This window comes from Pseudomonas sp. SF2 (genome assembly GCF_036858055.1).
Taxonomy (GTDB): domain Bacteria; phylum Pseudomonadota; class Gammaproteobacteria; order Pseudomonadales; family Pseudomonadaceae; genus Aquipseudomonas.
In genome coordinates this window covers 39,437-54,681 of record NZ_JAMBDI010000003.1, presented here as the reverse complement: position 1 = coordinate 54,681, position 15,245 = coordinate 39,437, and the positions used below count along the sequence as shown (strand labels likewise).

At 65.0% G+C, this 15,245-nt stretch carries 15 protein-coding genes and 1 tRNA gene; 5 read left to right on the top strand and 11 right to left on the bottom strand.

The features are described from left to right. The first annotated feature begins 7 nt into the window (after positions 1–7). A complete protein-coding gene (locus tag M2S36_RS01180) occupies positions 8–781 on the top strand; it encodes an AraC family transcriptional regulator (protein ID WP_207835381.1) in 774 nt (257 codons plus the stop codon). 108 nt (positions 782–889) lie between these two features. Then, positions 890–2,038 (top strand): M14 family metallopeptidase, encoded by a 1,149-nt coding sequence (locus tag M2S36_RS01175; protein ID WP_063914050.1) that lies wholly within the window; start codon positions 890–892, stop codon positions 2,036–2,038. 193 nt (positions 2,039–2,231) lie between these two features. On the opposite strand, the gene M2S36_RS01170 is transcribed toward M2S36_RS01175, so the two are convergent. The 8 genes from M2S36_RS01170 to M2S36_RS01135 all read right to left on the bottom strand — a co-directional run bounded on the left by M2S36_RS01170 (position 2,232) and on the right by M2S36_RS01135 (position 8,842). Further along, on the bottom strand, positions 2,232–3,203 hold the full coding sequence (locus M2S36_RS01170) for a Csu type fimbrial protein (protein WP_333956563.1): 972 nt from the start codon (positions 3,201–3,203) through the stop codon (positions 2,232–2,234). Beyond that, positions 3,200–5,524 (bottom strand): fimbria/pilus outer membrane usher protein, encoded by a 2,325-nt coding sequence (locus M2S36_RS01165; RefSeq protein WP_241106795.1) that lies wholly within the window; start codon positions 5,522–5,524, stop codon positions 3,200–3,202. Before M2S36_RS01165 ends, M2S36_RS01170 begins: the two co-directional genes overlap by 4 nt. Before the next feature lie 81 nt (positions 5,525–5,605). Continuing rightward, positions 5,606–6,382 carry a fimbrial biogenesis chaperone gene (locus M2S36_RS01160; protein WP_207835379.1) on the bottom strand — a complete coding sequence of 259 codons (777 nt, stop codon included), beginning with the start codon at positions 6,380–6,382 and terminating at the stop codon, positions 5,606–5,608. A 39-nt stretch (positions 6,383–6,421) separates the two neighbouring features. Beyond that, positions 6,422–6,925, bottom strand: a complete 504-nt coding sequence (locus M2S36_RS01155) for a Csu type fimbrial protein (protein ID WP_333956562.1) — start codon at positions 6,923–6,925, stop codon at positions 6,422–6,424. Between the two features lie 3 nt (positions 6,926–6,928). Beyond that, the gene (locus M2S36_RS01150) at positions 6,929–7,459 is read right to left on the bottom strand and encodes a Csu type fimbrial protein (RefSeq protein ID WP_207835375.1); all 531 of its coding nucleotides are present in this window, start codon (positions 7,457–7,459) and stop codon (positions 6,929–6,931) included. An 18-nt stretch (positions 7,460–7,477) separates the two neighbouring features. Then, on the bottom strand, positions 7,478–8,014 hold the full coding sequence (locus M2S36_RS01145; protein ID WP_063914045.1) for a Csu type fimbrial protein: 537 nt from the start codon (positions 8,012–8,014) through the stop codon (positions 7,478–7,480). A gap of 30 nt (positions 8,015–8,044) precedes the next feature. Continuing rightward, the gene (locus M2S36_RS01140) at positions 8,045–8,572 is read right to left on the bottom strand and encodes a Csu type fimbrial protein (RefSeq protein ID WP_233687891.1); all 528 of its coding nucleotides are present in this window, start codon (positions 8,570–8,572) and stop codon (positions 8,045–8,047) included. 195 nt (positions 8,573–8,767) lie between these two features. Then, a tRNA-Gln gene (locus M2S36_RS01135) sits at positions 8,768–8,842 on the bottom strand. A gap of 260 nt (positions 8,843–9,102) precedes the next feature. On the opposite strand from M2S36_RS01135, the gene M2S36_RS01130 reads away from it, so the two are divergent. Then, on the top strand, positions 9,103–9,345 hold the full coding sequence (locus M2S36_RS01130) for a DUF465 domain-containing protein (RefSeq protein WP_207835327.1): 243 nt from the start codon (positions 9,103–9,105) through the stop codon (positions 9,343–9,345). Position 9,346: 1 nt separating this feature from the next. Here M2S36_RS01130 and M2S36_RS01125 read toward each other — a convergent pair whose 3' ends face one another. Then, positions 9,347–9,772 carry a DUF1810 domain-containing protein gene (locus tag M2S36_RS01125; RefSeq protein WP_207835325.1) on the bottom strand — a complete coding sequence of 142 codons (426 nt, stop codon included), beginning with the start codon at positions 9,770–9,772 and terminating at the stop codon, positions 9,347–9,349. A 158-nt stretch (positions 9,773–9,930) separates the two neighbouring features. Here M2S36_RS01125 and zapE point away from each other — a divergent pair, with 158 nt between their 5' ends. Beyond that, positions 9,931–11,001, top strand: coding sequence for a cell division protein ZapE (gene zapE, locus M2S36_RS01120; protein WP_333956561.1), 1,071 nt, complete (start codon positions 9,931–9,933; stop codon positions 10,999–11,001). Between the two features lie 126 nt (positions 11,002–11,127). Here zapE and M2S36_RS01115 read toward each other — a convergent pair whose 3' ends face one another. After that, positions 11,128–13,017, bottom strand: a complete 1,890-nt coding sequence (locus M2S36_RS01115) for a propionyl-CoA synthetase (RefSeq protein WP_333956560.1) — start codon at positions 13,015–13,017, stop codon at positions 11,128–11,130. A 172-nt stretch (positions 13,018–13,189) separates the two neighbouring features. On the opposite strand from M2S36_RS01115, the gene M2S36_RS01110 reads away from it, so the two are divergent. Beyond that, a complete protein-coding gene (locus tag M2S36_RS01110; RefSeq protein WP_207835312.1) occupies positions 13,190–14,056 on the top strand; it encodes a LysR family transcriptional regulator in 867 nt (288 codons plus the stop codon). On the opposite strand, the gene M2S36_RS01105 is transcribed toward M2S36_RS01110, so the two are convergent. Next, positions 14,030–15,184 carry an HPP family protein gene (locus M2S36_RS01105; protein WP_233687862.1) on the bottom strand — a complete coding sequence of 385 codons (1,155 nt, stop codon included), beginning with the start codon at positions 15,182–15,184 and terminating at the stop codon, positions 14,030–14,032. The two genes, M2S36_RS01110 and M2S36_RS01105, sit on opposite strands and share 27 nt — an antisense overlap. Positions 15,185–15,245: the final 61 nt, after the last annotated feature.

Genomic DNA, 15,245 nt, shown 5'->3' with positions numbered 1-15,245 from the left:
GGTCGAAATGCTAAAGCCGCAGCGGGAATTGCTGGTGGAGGTCGATGAGTGGACCTGGGAAGTGGGCAGCCGTGCGACGGACTACCCGACCGACTGGTTCATCGAGCCCCACAGCCATGCCAAGCACCAACTGATCTATGCCACCAAAGGCCTGATGATCGTCGAGTCCGGGAACGAACGCTGGACCGTGCCCCCCAGCCGCGGCGTCTGGATGCCCTGCGGCCAGGTGCACGCGATCCGCTGCGTGGGCGATGTGAAGATGCGCAGCGTGTTCGTGCGCACCGACGCGGCAGTGCTGTTGCCCGTGCAGAGCAAGGCCATCAGCATCTCGCCGTTGCTCAGCGAACTGATCAAGGCCTCCGTAGGCTTTACCGCGCCGTTTGCCGAAGACTCGCGTGAAGCCCGGGTGATGCGCCTGATCCTCGACGAGATCTGCGTGCTGCCGACCTTGCCGCTGAAGCTGTCGCAGCCCGGCGACAAGCGCCTGCAGGCGATCTGCTCGGCGCTGCATGAGCGACCTGACGATAACGCCACCTTGGCCGACTGGGGCCAGCAGCTGGGGGTGGACGAAAAGACCATCCAGCGCCTGTTCCGCAAGGAAACCGGCATGACCTTCGGCCAGTGGCGCCAGCAGGCGCGGCTGATGCAGGCACTGGAGCGGATCGCCCTGGGCGAGCGGATCATCGATGTGGCGGGGACGCTGGGGTATGACAGCCCCAGTGCCTTCGCCAGCATGTTCAAGCGCCAGTTCGGTATCACGCCGAGTCAGTTCTTCAAATAGCCTGTAGGAAACATATGAGATCGCCCCGCGTCGCCTGATCTCGCGCATCAACCCTGTCAAGCCGTGTACAGTAGCCTCACAACAAAGCCCCCAGAAGGAGCCCGGCACATGACCGTGACGCTGTCCCCCCTGCAGATCGACTGCGATTTCGACTCCGGCAACATCCAGGTGCTGGATGCCAGCAACCCGGCCCAGGTACACCTGGCCATCCGCCCGGACACCCACAGCGGCCACTACCAGTGGTTCCACTTCAAGGTCAGCGGGCTGACGCCGGGCCAGGTCCATCGCTTCAGCCTCGACAACGCCTCCGGCTCCTCCTACAAGAATGCCTGGAGCGGCTACAACGCCGTGGCCTCCTACGATCAGCACACCTGGTTCCGCGTCCCCAGCCAGTTCGACGGCACGGCGCTGTCGTTCGAGGTAAAGGCCGAACAGCCACACATCTGGTTCGCCTACTTCGAGCCCTACCCGCGCGCGCGCCACAACCAGCTGATCGAACGTGCCCGGCAACTGCCAGGGGTCGAATTGCTCGCCAATGGCCGCAGCGTACAGGGCCGCGACATTCCCCTGCTGCGCGCCGGTGACGGTGCCGCTGGCAAGCGCAAGCTGTGGCTGATTGCCCAGCAACACCCGGGCGAACACATGGCCGAGTGGTTCATGGAAGGCGTGATCGACCGCCTGCAGGCCAACGACGCGGTGATCCAGCAATTGCTGGCCAAGGCCGACCTGTACCTGATCCCCAACATGAACCCCGACGGTGCCTTCCTCGGCCACCTGCGCACCAACTTCAAGGGCAAGGACCTCAACCGTGCCTGGCAGGACGCCAGTGTCGAACTCACCCCAGAGGTGTTCTTCGCCCAGGCGCAGATGAAGCAATACGGCGTGGATGCGTTCATCGACGTGCATGGCGATGAGGAGATTCCCCATGTATTCACCGCGGCCTGCGAGGGCAACCCGGGCTACACGCCACGGCTGGCCAAGCTGGAAGAGCAGTTCCGCAGCACCCTGTGCAGCCTGACCCGCGACTTCCAGACGGTGCATGGCTACACCCGCGACGAACCGGGGCAGGCCAACACGACGCTGGCCTGCAATGCGGTGGGGATGGCGCATGACTGCCTGTCACTGACCCTGGAAATGCCGTTCAAGGACCATGACGACGCGCCGGATGCCGTCACCGGCTGGTCGGGGGCGCGCTCGAAGGCGTTGGCCGGGGCGGTGCTGGAGACATTGGCGAAGATGGTTGGCGATTTGCGTTGACTGAAACGGCCCATCGCCGGCAAGCCGACTCTCACAGGACTGCACATGACTCATGGCATTAGCAGGGCCCCTGTGGGAGCGGCTTTAGCCGCGAACACCGGCGCAGCCGGTGCCATGCACCGCGTTGGATTCTTCGCGGCTAAAGCCGCTCCCACAGGTTACGCGGACCGCCGCTCCCACAAGGTCCCTGCACTCAGAACTGCACATCCAGAATCACACTGTCGGTATAGGTCGCCGCCGGCGGTGTAGCCTGGTCGGTGTAGACCTTGGCGTTGTAGTTGAACACCTGGCTACCGGTGCCGGTACCCGTGCCGGGGTTTACATCGGCATCGGCACTGGCCCGTCGCGCAGCCCCTACCGAACCCCAGCGCACCGCACCGGCGCCCTTGAAAATGTCATAGGCCAGGTAGTTGTTGGCCGCCGACTTCATCCGCCGTCGCCCATTGGCTGCGTTCTGGCCGTCATCCAGGCCCACGGTGTAATTGCTGCCCTTGGTGCACGATACACTCAGGCTCTGGCTCACCGTGCCGAAGCCTGCCACCACCGGCGCACTGGAGAAGCTGATAGTGGGTGTGGTGATCTGGCAGTCGTTGGTCACCGTCAGGCTCACGTACAAATTCTGGCTACCCGAGTTGATGTCACGCCCCGCGCAAAGCCCGCCGAGGCCAATTCCCGCACAGTAATTCCAGCTCCAGGCCACGGTCAGGGTCTCCTGGTACAGGCCTGCGGCGACGTTGCTGCCAGTCTGGGTACGCATGTAGATCGGCACAGTCTTGGGCGTGGAGCTGCCGAGCAACCCCAGCACGTCGATGATACTGTTGCGGGCGAAGTCGTAGGGCTGGCCACGGGTCAGCGGATAGTTGGTACTGTTGTCGGCATACAGCGTGTAGGGGATGACGTCGCCCGTCGGACCGACCAGGCCGCCCGACGCGGGCAGGATGGTGGCGTAGAAGTGATCATCGCTGCTGAGCAGGGTAAGCAGCGAACCGCTGCACTGTAACCCCGAGTTCAGCGTCGAGGTGCTTTGTACCGTGTTGAGTACCTGCCGCGAGCTGAGGCTGCCGAACGCTGCCGGCGACGTCGCGACCGACGAGCACAGCGCCCACGCCGAACCTGCCGGCAGTAACAGTAACCCCGCCCACAACCCACGCCAGCAGGCCGTCATTTGCACACCAACGGGCCGATCAAGGGGATCGAGCCTTGCGCTTCAGGCAGGTCGAACGCCACCTGGCAATGCCCGCCCCCTTCCAGCTCCACCTGCAGGCGGTTATGCGCCGCCAGGTTCTCCAGGTACACCAGGCCATCCCAACCGACTACAGCCTGGCCGCCACTTTCAGCATGGGTGACACGGCTGCCCAGCTTGAGCGCCTGCCGGTCAGCGTCCACCAGTTCGACACTGGCCGCCAGCACGCGCCTGAGCGGGAACTCCAGCAAGTAGCCGCTGCCTCGGCGCACCGCCACCCGCTGTTCCACTTCCGGCGCGAGGATGTCCGGCGGCAGGTCCATGGGGTCGATCTCGTACTTGCCGCGGTAGTAACCGCTGCCGTACGGCACCAGCAGGTGGCCGTCGGCATCGGTGCGGCCTACTTCCTGGTTTTCATAGCGCACCGGCACATCGGCGTAGCCACCGGTGCTGACCACCACGAAGGCATCGTCGATACGGTTGGCAGCGAACAGCCCGGCATCCATCCACACCAGCGAACCACTGGCGTCGGCCCAGCGGGTCATTTCGCCACTGCTGCCATACACACCGGCCTGCAACTGCACCGACTGCAGGCGCCAGGTGACATCGGCCTGGCGGTAAGCATCGCGCTCGCTACCGGCGGCATAACCCAGGTTGTACCCGAAACCACCACCCACCGGCGTCGCGCGGCTGTAGTTGACCCGCTGCAAGGTCTCGCCTTCCTGGCTGCGCTCCATGCCCAGGGCCAAGGTGCCGTGCAGGTCGAACGGGATCACCAGTTGTGCCTGCACCGCCCACTGGCTGTCCCCCACTTCACGGTTGGCCGACAGGTACACGCTGCTGTTCCCCCACAGCGGCCTGCTGTAGCTCAGGTTGATCAGCCGGGTACGCGTGCCGTCGCCGGCGCGCACATCGAAGTAGCCGGCACCGATGTTGCCGTATTCGTTCAGGTTCAGGCTCAACGTGACCTGTTCGCTGCGCTGGCTCAGCTGTATGTCCTGGCTGTCGACCCGGGTCAGGTCGGCGTAGTCGCCATGGCGTTGCAGGCGCTGGTAGCTGAAGCCGATGCGCTGGCTGTTGTATTGGTAGCCGAGGGCGACCTGGTGGCCCTTGTCGCCGTCGAACCGGCTCTGCGCCAAGGCAGCGTTGAGCACGCCGAAGTTGCCCAGGCGCAGGTTGCCGCCCAGGCCGCCCAGCATCAGCGATTCGGCAGTTTCGGCATGGGTCTCCAGGGTGAGGATGTCGCTGACCCCGTAGCGCAGGCTGGCCGAGGCAACCCCTGGGCCATAGGCAAAATCGCGCACTCCGTAGTCGCGGCGCAGGCTACCGGCTGCCACCGAATAATCCGCCAGGCCCTGCTGCAGCAGGCTGCTGGTGACGTAGAACGGCAAAGTGGTCGACACCTGCCGACCAAGGGCATCGGTGGTGACCACCACCGCTTCCCCGGCGCCGTTGATGAACGGCACGTTGGTCAGTGTGTAGGGGCCCGGCTGCAACTCGGTGGTGCTGGACTTGTAGCCATTGATGAACAGGTCCAGCGAGGTCGGGACCGCGGCTTCACCGGAGAACGCCGGCAACGGGTAGGTGACCAGGTCGGGGCGCACAGCGAAATCGCGCGATAGCTGCAGGCCACCGACCCGCACCGAGCTGGTCCAGGGCAAGGCGCCGGTCACCAGGTCACCGGCTTCGTAGGTCAGCAGGCGCTGCTCGTCGGTGAAGCGCCAGGTGGTGTCGTAACGCAAGAAGCCCTGGCGCGTGTCGTCGGCCGGCGCACCATTGAACGACTGGCGCCACTGCCCGGTGCTGGAGAACGTACCCCAGCTGTCGAACAGGCGCAGTTCGTTCCAGGCTGCCAGGTAGCTGCCGCCGTCATCGGTGTCGTTGAGGTACAGGTCGTAGTTGAACAACGCGCCGAAACTGCTGCGCGCATCGCTGGCCGTGTACAGGTTGCGGTCGCCCAGTTGCTGGTCGGGCAGCCAGGCCGGCGGCACTTGCAGCAGCAGGCGCTGGTTCTGGCTGTCGTAGTCGGCGTGCAGCCCCGCGATGGCCTCCAGCGCCACCTCGCCCTGGGGGTTGCCCGGCAGCGAGACACCGGCCCCACGCAACACCTCGCTGTCCAGGTACAACTGCCCGGCGCGCTGCTGCACCGGCACCAGTTCAGCCTTGGGCATCTGGTTCACCAGCAGCTCGAGGTACAGCGTGGCGTCGGCGATGGCGGACAGCTCCGTAGGCGGTGGCGGCAGGTCGTCGGCCAGCACCAGGCCAGAGCCGACCAGGGCCAGCCCCAGGCACCAGCGGTGCATCGCCGCCGTCAGCCACCTCACACACGGTTTCCAACCATTGCCAGGTCCTCCCTGGGCCCTGCTCGGCATTCAGGCGCGAGCTCATTGGCTTTGGCGGATGGCGTCCGCACTGCTCTGGCCGTTCAACCTACCCTTCAGCACACTGCCGGCATTCAGTGCCAACGGTGCCGGCCAGCGCATGCTGGCCCCCGGCAGCACATAGCCCAGCAGGCCCTCGGCCAGTGGCGTGCTCTGGCTGCCCTGTTGCACCACTACATCGGTCAGGCGTGCATGCACCGGGCCGGTGTTGCGCAGTTCCACATAGGGCTTGCCCTGCACGGTTACCGCGCGCCAGCTGAGTTGCGGCTTGCCGACACCCTCGGCATTGCGCTTGCCCGCAGGGTCGGCCTTGCCCCACAGGCCTTCGCCGTAGACGAACAGGGGCACCGAGTAGCGCATCTGCAGGCGGATCGCCGCAGTGGTACCGGGCTCGGCCTTGTCGACGGGGATGGCGGGCGGGATTTCGTCGATGATGATGCGGTAGGCCTGCTCCTGGCCGACTGGCGAGGGGCCGGTGCGGGTCAGGCGGATCAGTTGCTTCTGCCCGGGGGCGATGTTGGCCACCGGCGGGCTGCCGATGATCTCGCGCTGCGCCTGGTACTGTTCCTGATAGTCACCCTGGCGCCAGGCGAACACCCGCACCTGCAGGTTGGCCGGTGCAGTGCCGCGGTTTTCCAGCCATAGTGCGCCGGCCTTCTGGTCAGCCTCCAGCACCGGGTCGATCGGCCAGATCAGCACCGAGGTGGCGGCCCCGGCCGGCAGGCTCGCCAGCCACAACGCACCGATCAATCCACGCGCCCACTTCGCGCCTGCCCCCATGAAGCTCTCCTTGGATACTGGTCGTTGGTGCCGATGTATTCACCAGGTCACCGTCATCTGCACTACATCGGTATAGGTCCCTGCCGGCAGCGTACCGCTCAGCTGGAGCCGGCCGTACACCGGCAGCTTGATCGCCGTCGGGTCGGTGTAGCTCACGGCCACGCTCTGGCCGATCCCCAGGCTCTGGCTGTAAGCCGCGTCCCGGTACAACTGGTATGCCAGCACCTGCGTGCCGCCCGTGCGCTTGAGGTTGCGTGTGCCGCTGGAACTGTTCTGTCCGCCATCCACACTCATGCTCAAGGCCACCCCCGGGGTGCACTGAAAGGTCACCGTGGTACCGCCCAGCGAGGTGCCGAGGACACCGGTGGCCAGCGCTGACTGCGTGCCATAGTTCAGCGTCCCGTAGTTGCTGACGCCGCCGACCACCAGGCACCCGGCAACGATCTGCGCCGTCACCATGAAACTGCTGGTGGTCGCCGCATCCAGAGGTGCGGCCAGCAGCACGCCGAGGCCGCTCAGGCCGCCCGCCAGCCAGCTGCGCATGACTCAGAACGACAGCTCGACGGACACTGTGTCGGTATACGCCCCCGCCGGCAGGCCGGCCTTGCCACGCGCCTGGCCATACAGGTTGACGGTCTGGGCCGCGCCGCTGCTGGTCGGCAAGGTGATGGTGCCGTCGATGGCCAGCACCTGCGTGTGCCCGGCATCGGTGTAGAAGTCATACGGCACGAAGTTGCCGGCGCCATCCGCCAGCGCACGGTTGCCCCCGGCCGACTGGCCATCGTGGAGGCCGCCCCTGACACGGATCACCGGTACCGTGCCGGCCGAACAGAGAATGCTCATCGCCCCTCCGCCGCCGCCGATTACCTGGGCGTCGGCAGTGGTGAACAGGGCATCCTTGGTGCCGAAGTCCAGGGTACCAAAGCTCACCCCCGAGGTGCCTGAGCTGCCATTGACCTGGCACGCCGCGGTCAAGGTCAGCGTCGAGTCGATGGTCCCGGTCGTGGCGGCCTGGGCCTGGGAAGCCAGCGCCAGGCCCAGACCGGCGAGGATGCAGCGTGAGAGGTTCATTCGCATCGAAGTCTCCTTGCGTCGTTACCAGTCCAGGGTCACCCTGAGGGTGTCACGGTACAGCCCGGCCGGCAGCGCGCGCGGTTGCGCCACTACCACACCGTAGATGGGGATCGGTATCTGCCGGGTACTGCTGATGGTGAAGGCACGCGCCTGGCCGATGCCGTAGCGGCTGTTGCCGCCCGGGTCGATCGCCAGCTGATAGGGGATCAGCTCGCGGCCGTTACTCAGGCGCCGTATGCCGTCACTGCCATTCAGGCCACCGTTGATACGCACGTTGAACGCCCGCACTTCGGGCGTGCAGCTGATCTGCAGGCTGCCCTCGCCGCTCACATCATCGACCTGGCTACGCAGCGGTTGGTCCCAGTGCGGACCGCGCTCGCCGAAGTCCAGCACCCCCGGGTTGCCCACCACTGTCGGTTGCGTCTCGTTGCTGCTGACCTGGCAAGCCGCGCTGATTACCAGCCGCGCCTGGATGAAACCGGTGCTGGTGCCATGCGCGGCACCGCCGGGCACCAGCAGCGGGCCCAAGGTAAGCAGCAGGATCGAGGTGCGGTTCATGGGGTCGCGTCCTTGTGCATGTTGGCATCCCTACCAGGTGACGGTGACTTTGAGCAGGTCGGCATACCTACCTGCGTGCGGTACCCAGGCCAGCTTGTCGATCCGTGCATACAGCGGCAGCTCGACCGAGCCGCTGTCCGGCACCCGCGCCGAATGCGCCACATTCACCGCCAACGGTTCGCGCCAGGCGGCGTCGCGGTAAAGGCGATAAGGGATGGGCCTGGCCTTGTCATCGTCGCTGGCCAGGAAACGCAGCTCGCCGACGCCGCCATGCTGACCACCGTCGACGCGGACCTGGTACGGGGTGTCGGGATTGCACTCCAGGCGTGGCGGGCGCTGGCTCAACAGAACGCCGCTGAGCGGCGCGCCAGGGCCATCCAGCCGCGCAGCAGCGCCCATGTCGATCCGCCCCAGCGCCTGTGCACCGGCATCGCGGGGCTGGTTGACCAGCATGCAGCCGCGCTGCACCAGCACCCGTACCTCCACCAGGAAGTCCGTCGCCATGGCACCACTGCTCAACATAAGGCCCAACAGGGCGGCCAGGGAACGCTCCGTCACCTTATTATCCTTGTCGAAGTCTGCTGAACTGAGCGTAGCAGTGAGGTGGCATCACGGTGCTGGCATCAAGCCACTTTTTTTGTATTAGTGATAAAGCGGGGGGAAGGACTGCATATGGATGCAAAAGACAGAAACGACAAAGCCCAGCGCTTGTCTTTCCAAGCACCGGACCGAGATACGTTTGAAGCAGGAAAATGGCAGGGGCGGCTGGATTCGAACCAACGCATGGCAGGATCAAAACCTGCTGCCTTACCGCTTGGCGACGCCCCTGTATCGGATGCAGCGTTTGCTGCTCTGACAATTCCAACTGAGTGACAACTGGGTTGTTGTCTTGGAATGCGCGGCACTTTAACAACAAACTTTCGGTCTGTGAACCCCCTGATGAAAAAAAATTACCAAAAAACAGCGAGTTAGTCATTTTCGCGGTTGGCGCAGCGACCATCCGTCGTTTTCTCCCCGCTTCGCTTCAACACATTCGCATTCCTCCCTTCCAATCAGATGAGCCAACTGCATCGACCAAGGAGGACCCCATGCCTGTTTCCCACGATCTTTACCAGGACTTGCACTACCCGCGCGAAATCGTCCAGCAGCGCCGTCAGGAGGACAGGGAGCTGGACCGGCTGCTGGACGAGTACATGGACATCGACAACCAGGTGCTGGCCGCCGAGTCGATCTCGGCGGGCAACTTCGAGGATGAAGACCTGCGCCGCCTGAAGGAGCGCCGGCTGGCCGTGAAGTACATGATCGAACGCCAGCTTCAGCACAAGCCCTGAGCTAACCCGACAACATGGCCAAGGTCAGGGCGTCCGGCTCACCGTCGTAGAATTGCACCAGCGCAAACTGGAACAACGGATTGTCAGGCGCTGCCCGGGCGAACAGGGTCAGGCACGAGCGCAACTTGAGATGGTCGGGGCTACCGAGGATTTCGCGGGCACTCTTGTCGCCGTGCTGCAGCAGTGCGGTCACGCAGGCTTCCAGGCGCGGGCCAAGCAGCGGATGAGCCAGGTAGGCCCGGGCCTCGTCGATGCCGGCCAGCGCATAACGTTCGGCCATGGCGCTGTGGCCCAGGCCATCGAGTTGCGGGAACACGTACCACATCCAGTGGCTGCGCTTGCGCCCGGCCTGCAACTCCTCCATCACCTGGCCATACACAGGGTTCTGCGCCTCGACGAAACGCTCCAGATCAAGATCGGTGTGCATGGCTCGCCCTCCTCGCATCGGTTCCTGCCTTTACTGTACGCCTGCATGGCCTACCTATCTCGTCAGGCGATCATTGCCGCGCACTTTCTGTATTAGTCAAAATGGCCGCCCTCGGGCAAGCTGCACGCTACCCCGCCATCGCCCAAGGAGCTTTGCTTTTGCCTGCCTGGATCCCTACCCCGCTACGCCAGCTTGGCCAACGCCTGCGCGGCGCCGCCGCCAACCAGAGCGAACTGCTCGGCTGGTTCGAGGACAAGGCGCACAGCCGCGGTTACCAGCTTAGCGACGGCCAACGCCGGGTGATCCACTGCATGGCCGAACAACTGACGCAGCTCGAACAAGGCCAGCCGCGTAGCCTGTACCTGTACGGCTCGGTGGGCCGTGGCAAGAGCTGGCTGCTCGATGGTTTTTTCCAGGCCGTACCGGTGCAGGCCAAGCGGCGCCTGCACTTCCATGACTTCTTTGCCCGCCTGCATCAGGCAGTGCACCGCCACCGGGCGCTGGACGACGCATTGGGCGCGGCCCTCGACGAGCTGGTGGGCGATTGTCGGGTGCTGTGCTTCGACGAATTCCATGTGCACGACATTGGCGATGCCATGCTGCTCACCCGGCTGTTCAATGCGTTGTTCAGCCGCGGCGTGTTCCTGCTGGTAACGTCCAACTATGCTCCCGAAGGGCTGCTGCCCAACCCGCTGTACCACGAGCGGTTCCTGCCGGTGATTCGTCTGATCAACAGCGCGATGGAAGTGCTTGAAGTGGGTGGCGATACCGATTTCCGCAGCCTGCCGGCCAACCGCGAGCATCAGCGCTTTACCCGGGGTCACTATGTCTGGCCGGGCAATGCAGCGCAGCGCCAGGCGCTGAATGTGCCCGAACCGCAACCGGTGATGCTGGAAGTGAACAAGCGCCCGCTGCGCGCACTGGCCGTCGATGGTCGGCGGGTCGTGCTGGGCTTTGACGACCTTTGCGAAAAGGCCACGGCAGTGATCGACTACCTGGTGCTGGCCGGGCAGTACGATGAGTGGATCATCGATGGGCTGGATGACCTGTCGGAATGTTCGCTGGCGGCGCAGCAGCGCTTCGTCAACCTGGTGGATGTGCTGTATGACCAGGATCGGCAGGTGATGGTGATCGGCAGACGCCCACTGGAAGAGAGCCTGGGCGGGCCGCTTGCCGACCTGATGCGTACCCGTAGCCGGTTGGGGCAGCTGCATCAGGTAGGGCCCTAGAACTGTATTGCCTGGGCCGGCCTCTTCGCGGGTAAACCCGCTCCCACAGGGATGTCACAGGCCTTGAGAACTGTGCAATACCTGTGGGAGCGGGTTTACCCGCGAAGAGGCCGGCAAGTCAAAACATCAACCCGCCCTGGGCAAATCCGCCAGCACCGCCTCGATCTCCCCCAGCACCGCCGGGTCATCCAGGGTCGAAGGCGGTACATAGTCCTGCCCGTCGGCAATCTTGCGCAGCACCGCCCGCAGAATCTTCCCGGAGCGGGTCTTGGGCAAGCGCTTCACCAGCCGCACCCGGTTGAAGCACGCCAATGCGCCAATCTCCTCGCGCACGCTGCCCACCAGGTCCACCAGCAGCTGCGCTTCGGCAATGCCCTCGCCATCCTTGAGCACCACCAGGGCCAACGGCACCTGCCCCTTGATCTCGTCATGCACGCCAATCACCGCGCACTCGGCCACCGCCGGATGGCGCGCCACCAGGTCCTCCATCTCGCCGGTGGACAGCCGGTGCCCGGACACGTTGATCACGTCATCCGTGCGCCCCATGATGTAGACGAAGCCGTCTTCGTCCAGATAGCCGCCATCGCCGGTGTGGTAATACCCCGGGTAGGTACGCAGGTAAGCCTGCAGGTAACGCTCGTGGTCGCCCCACAGCGTCTGGCTGCACCCGGGCGGCAATGGCAGGGCGATGACGATCGAGCCCTGGTGGTTAGGCCCCAGCAAGTGGCCCTCGTCATCCAGCACGCACACGTTATAGCCCGGCACCGCCCGGTTGCTCGACCCCGGCTTCGCCGCGCTGCCTTCCAGCCCCACACAGGGCGCGGTGACCGGCCAGCCGGTCTCGGTCTGCCACCAATGGTCGTGCACCGGCTTGCCACTGACCCGTTCCAGCCATTCGTGGGTGCTGGAATCCAGTTTTTCGCCCGCCAGGAACAACTGGCGCAGCGAGCTCAGGTCGTGCTTGCGGATCAGCTCACCCTCCGGGTCTTCCTTGCGGATGGCGCGCATGGCGGTGGGCGCGCAGAACAACGCGTTGACCTTGTATTGCTCCACCACCCGCCAGTAGGCCGAGGCATCCGGGGTACGGATCGGCTTGCCTTCGTAGAAGACCGTGGTGCAGCCGCTCATCAGCGGCCCATAGACGATCAGTGAATGGCCAACCACCCAGCCCACGTCGGATATGCCCCACCACACATCACCAGCCTGCATGCCGTAGATATGGCGCATGGCGTAGCACAGTGCCACGGCATTGCCGCCGTTTTCCCGCACGATGCCCTTGGGTTTGCCGGTGGTGCCAGAGGTATACATGATGTACAGCGGGTCGCCCGCATCCAGTTCCACCGGTGGCACCGGCTCGGCCTTGGCCAATGCCGCCTGCCAGTCCAGGTCACGGCCTGGCTGCAACTGGGCACGCGCCTGCGGCCGCTGCAGCACCAGCACGTTGCGCGGCTGGTGGCGGGCCAGTTGCAGGGCTCGGTCGACCAGCGGCTTGTATTCGATTACCCGGTCGAACTCCAGCCCGCAGGACGCCGTCAGCAGCAGCGTCGGCCGGGCATCGTCGATGCGCAAGGCCAGCTCGTTGGCGGCAAAGCCACCGAACACCACCGAGTGCACTGCGCCAATCCGCGCGCAGGCCAGCATGGCCATGGCCGCCTGCGGCACCATGGGCATGTAGATGATCACGCCATCGCCCTTGTTCACCCCCAGCTGGCGCAACAAACCGGCCAGACGCGCCACTTCGTCACGCAGCTGATGGTAGGTGTAGGCCTGCTGTACGCCGGTCACCGGCGAATCGTAGATCAGCGCCAACTGCTCGCCACGGCCCTGCTCGATCTGGTGATCCAGGGCCAGGTAGCAGCTGTTAAGGCGGCCATCGGCAAACCAGCGGTGGGTACCGTCGGCATTGTCTTGCAGCGTGAGGGCAGGCTTGCGGTGCCAGGCCAGGTGCGCGGCCTGTTCCGCCCAGAACGCGGCAGGGTCGGAAATGGAATGGGCGTAGCTGTGCTGGTAGCTCATATCGAAAGAAACCCGGTACTTGTTGTTATTGAAGGGCGAAACTTGAGTATGGACCGCTACACCCGCGCCGCCATGGGACTAAAGTCACAACCGACCTGCAAATTTGCAGAGAACGCCCCACAACGGTGCAAAGCTTCTAGAATAGGCCACCCCTTCAGCCACCGAGCAGCTCATGGACATCGATCAGGCCCGTACCTTCCTGGAAATCGTGCGTTGCGGCAGCCTGGTCGCCGCCGCCGAACGCCTGTTCGTGTCCCAGACGGCGATCACCGCACGGGTGCAGCGCCTGGAGCAGCAACTGGGCTGTCAGCTGTTCGTGCGTAGCCGTAACGGCGCCAGCCTGACCAGTGATGGCGAGGCATTCGTCAGTTACGCCAACCAGATGGTACAAACCTGGGAAGCGGCGCGCCGCGACCTGCCGCTGCCCGAAGGCTGCCAGCAAGTGCTGCACGTGGGCGGTGAGGTGAGCCTGGGCAACCCGATGATGCTCGACTGGGTCAGTGCCCTGCACCGCGAGCTGCCCAGCCATGCCATCCGCAGCGAGGTGAGCGACGGCGAATCGCTGCTGCGCAAGGTCGAGATGGGCCTGCTGGACGCCGCGCTGGTCTACCAGCCGACCTACGGTCCGGGCCTGCAGGTGGAGCAGTTGATGGAGGAGAAGCTGATACGTGTGCGCCGGGTCGACCAGCCAGACCCGTACATCTATATCGACTGGGGCGAGGCCTTCCGTCGCCAGCACGATGCCGCCCTGCCCGACTGTGCGCGCCCGGCGCTGAGCTTCAACCTGGGCCCTTTGGCCTTGCAGTTCATACTCGACCAGGGCGGCAGTGGCTACTTCCGCACGCGGGTGGTGCAGGCCTATCTGGACTGCGGGGTGTTCGAGCGGGTACCGCAGGCACCAGAGTTCACCTACCCGACCTTCCTGGTGTACCCGCGCAAACGCGACAGCGAAGCCCTGCAACAGGCCTTCGCCATCCTGCGCCGGCTGGTGGCCGCCGGCGCCAGCGACTGGTCACAACGCTGGGACCCGGTTATCTGAAACCTCGGCTTTGCTGAGCAGCTGGCGCTTGAGGCCGGCGATCAGGTCGGTCTGAGTGATCACCCCCACCAACTGGTCGGCATCGAGCACCGGCAGGCAATGCAGGCCCTGCTCGCACAGCAATGGCAGCAAGCGCTCCAGCGGATGCTGGCTGCTGACGCTGATTACCCGGCGGCTCATCACTTGCTCCATGCGCACCACCTTGCGGCCGAACAACCCGCGCCAACCGAAGCGGCCACGCTGCATGGCCGGGCCGACCAGGTCGCTGAGGCTGACGATGCCCACCAGCTTGCCCTGTTGCAGCACCGGCAGGGTTTTCAGGTGGTGGCTGGCCAGCATCTTCCAGGCCTGCTCCAGGGTGGTATCGGGCGTAGCGAACTGCACGTCGCGGGACATCACCGACGCGGCCGTGATGCCGCCGAGGCTGCGCTGCAGGGCGTGTTGCTCGGTGGCCAGGATGATGCGTTCCAGTTCGTCACGGGTGACGTCGACGAACTCGCCCAGTTCTTCCAGGGCCTGGTCCAGGTCTTCCCCGCGGATGCCAACCCGCTCGCTGGGCAGCGGGTCATGGGTGTGGTGCAGGTCCCTGCGCGGCACCACGCTTTTCGGGTAGCGCACGCCGGTGAGGCGGTTGTAGAGGATCGCCACCGTTACCAGGATCAGCGCGTTGAGCAGCACCGGCTCCAGCAGGTGGTCGCCCATGGCGGTCAGCCCCGCGTCGGCCAGCACCGCACTCACCGCCACCCCGCCACCCGGTGGGTGCAGGCAGCGCAGCAGGCACATCACCAGGATCGAGATACCCAGGGCGGCGGCGGCCACCCACAACTCCGGGCCGAAGCCCTGGCGCATGGCCAGGCCGACCGCGCCAGCCAGGGCGTAGCTGCCCAGCACCGGCCAGGGCTGGGCCAACGGGCCGGAGTGCACGGCGAACACCAGCACGGCCGAAGCCGCCAGCGGGCCGAGCAGGTGCAAGGCGATGCCGGGGCCATAGGCCATGCTGGTCAGCCAGCCGGCGAGGAACAGGCCGAGCAGCGCGCCGATACCGGCACGCAACCATTCTTTGGGGGGAATATTCAGGGGCGCTGGCAACAGCCGCTGCAGACGACTTTCGGAACGCGAGGCAGACATGTAGGTAATCGGAATCTGTGGTTTTTCTGGTTAAAAAGAAAGCCCATCCGAGTTGGCCTGG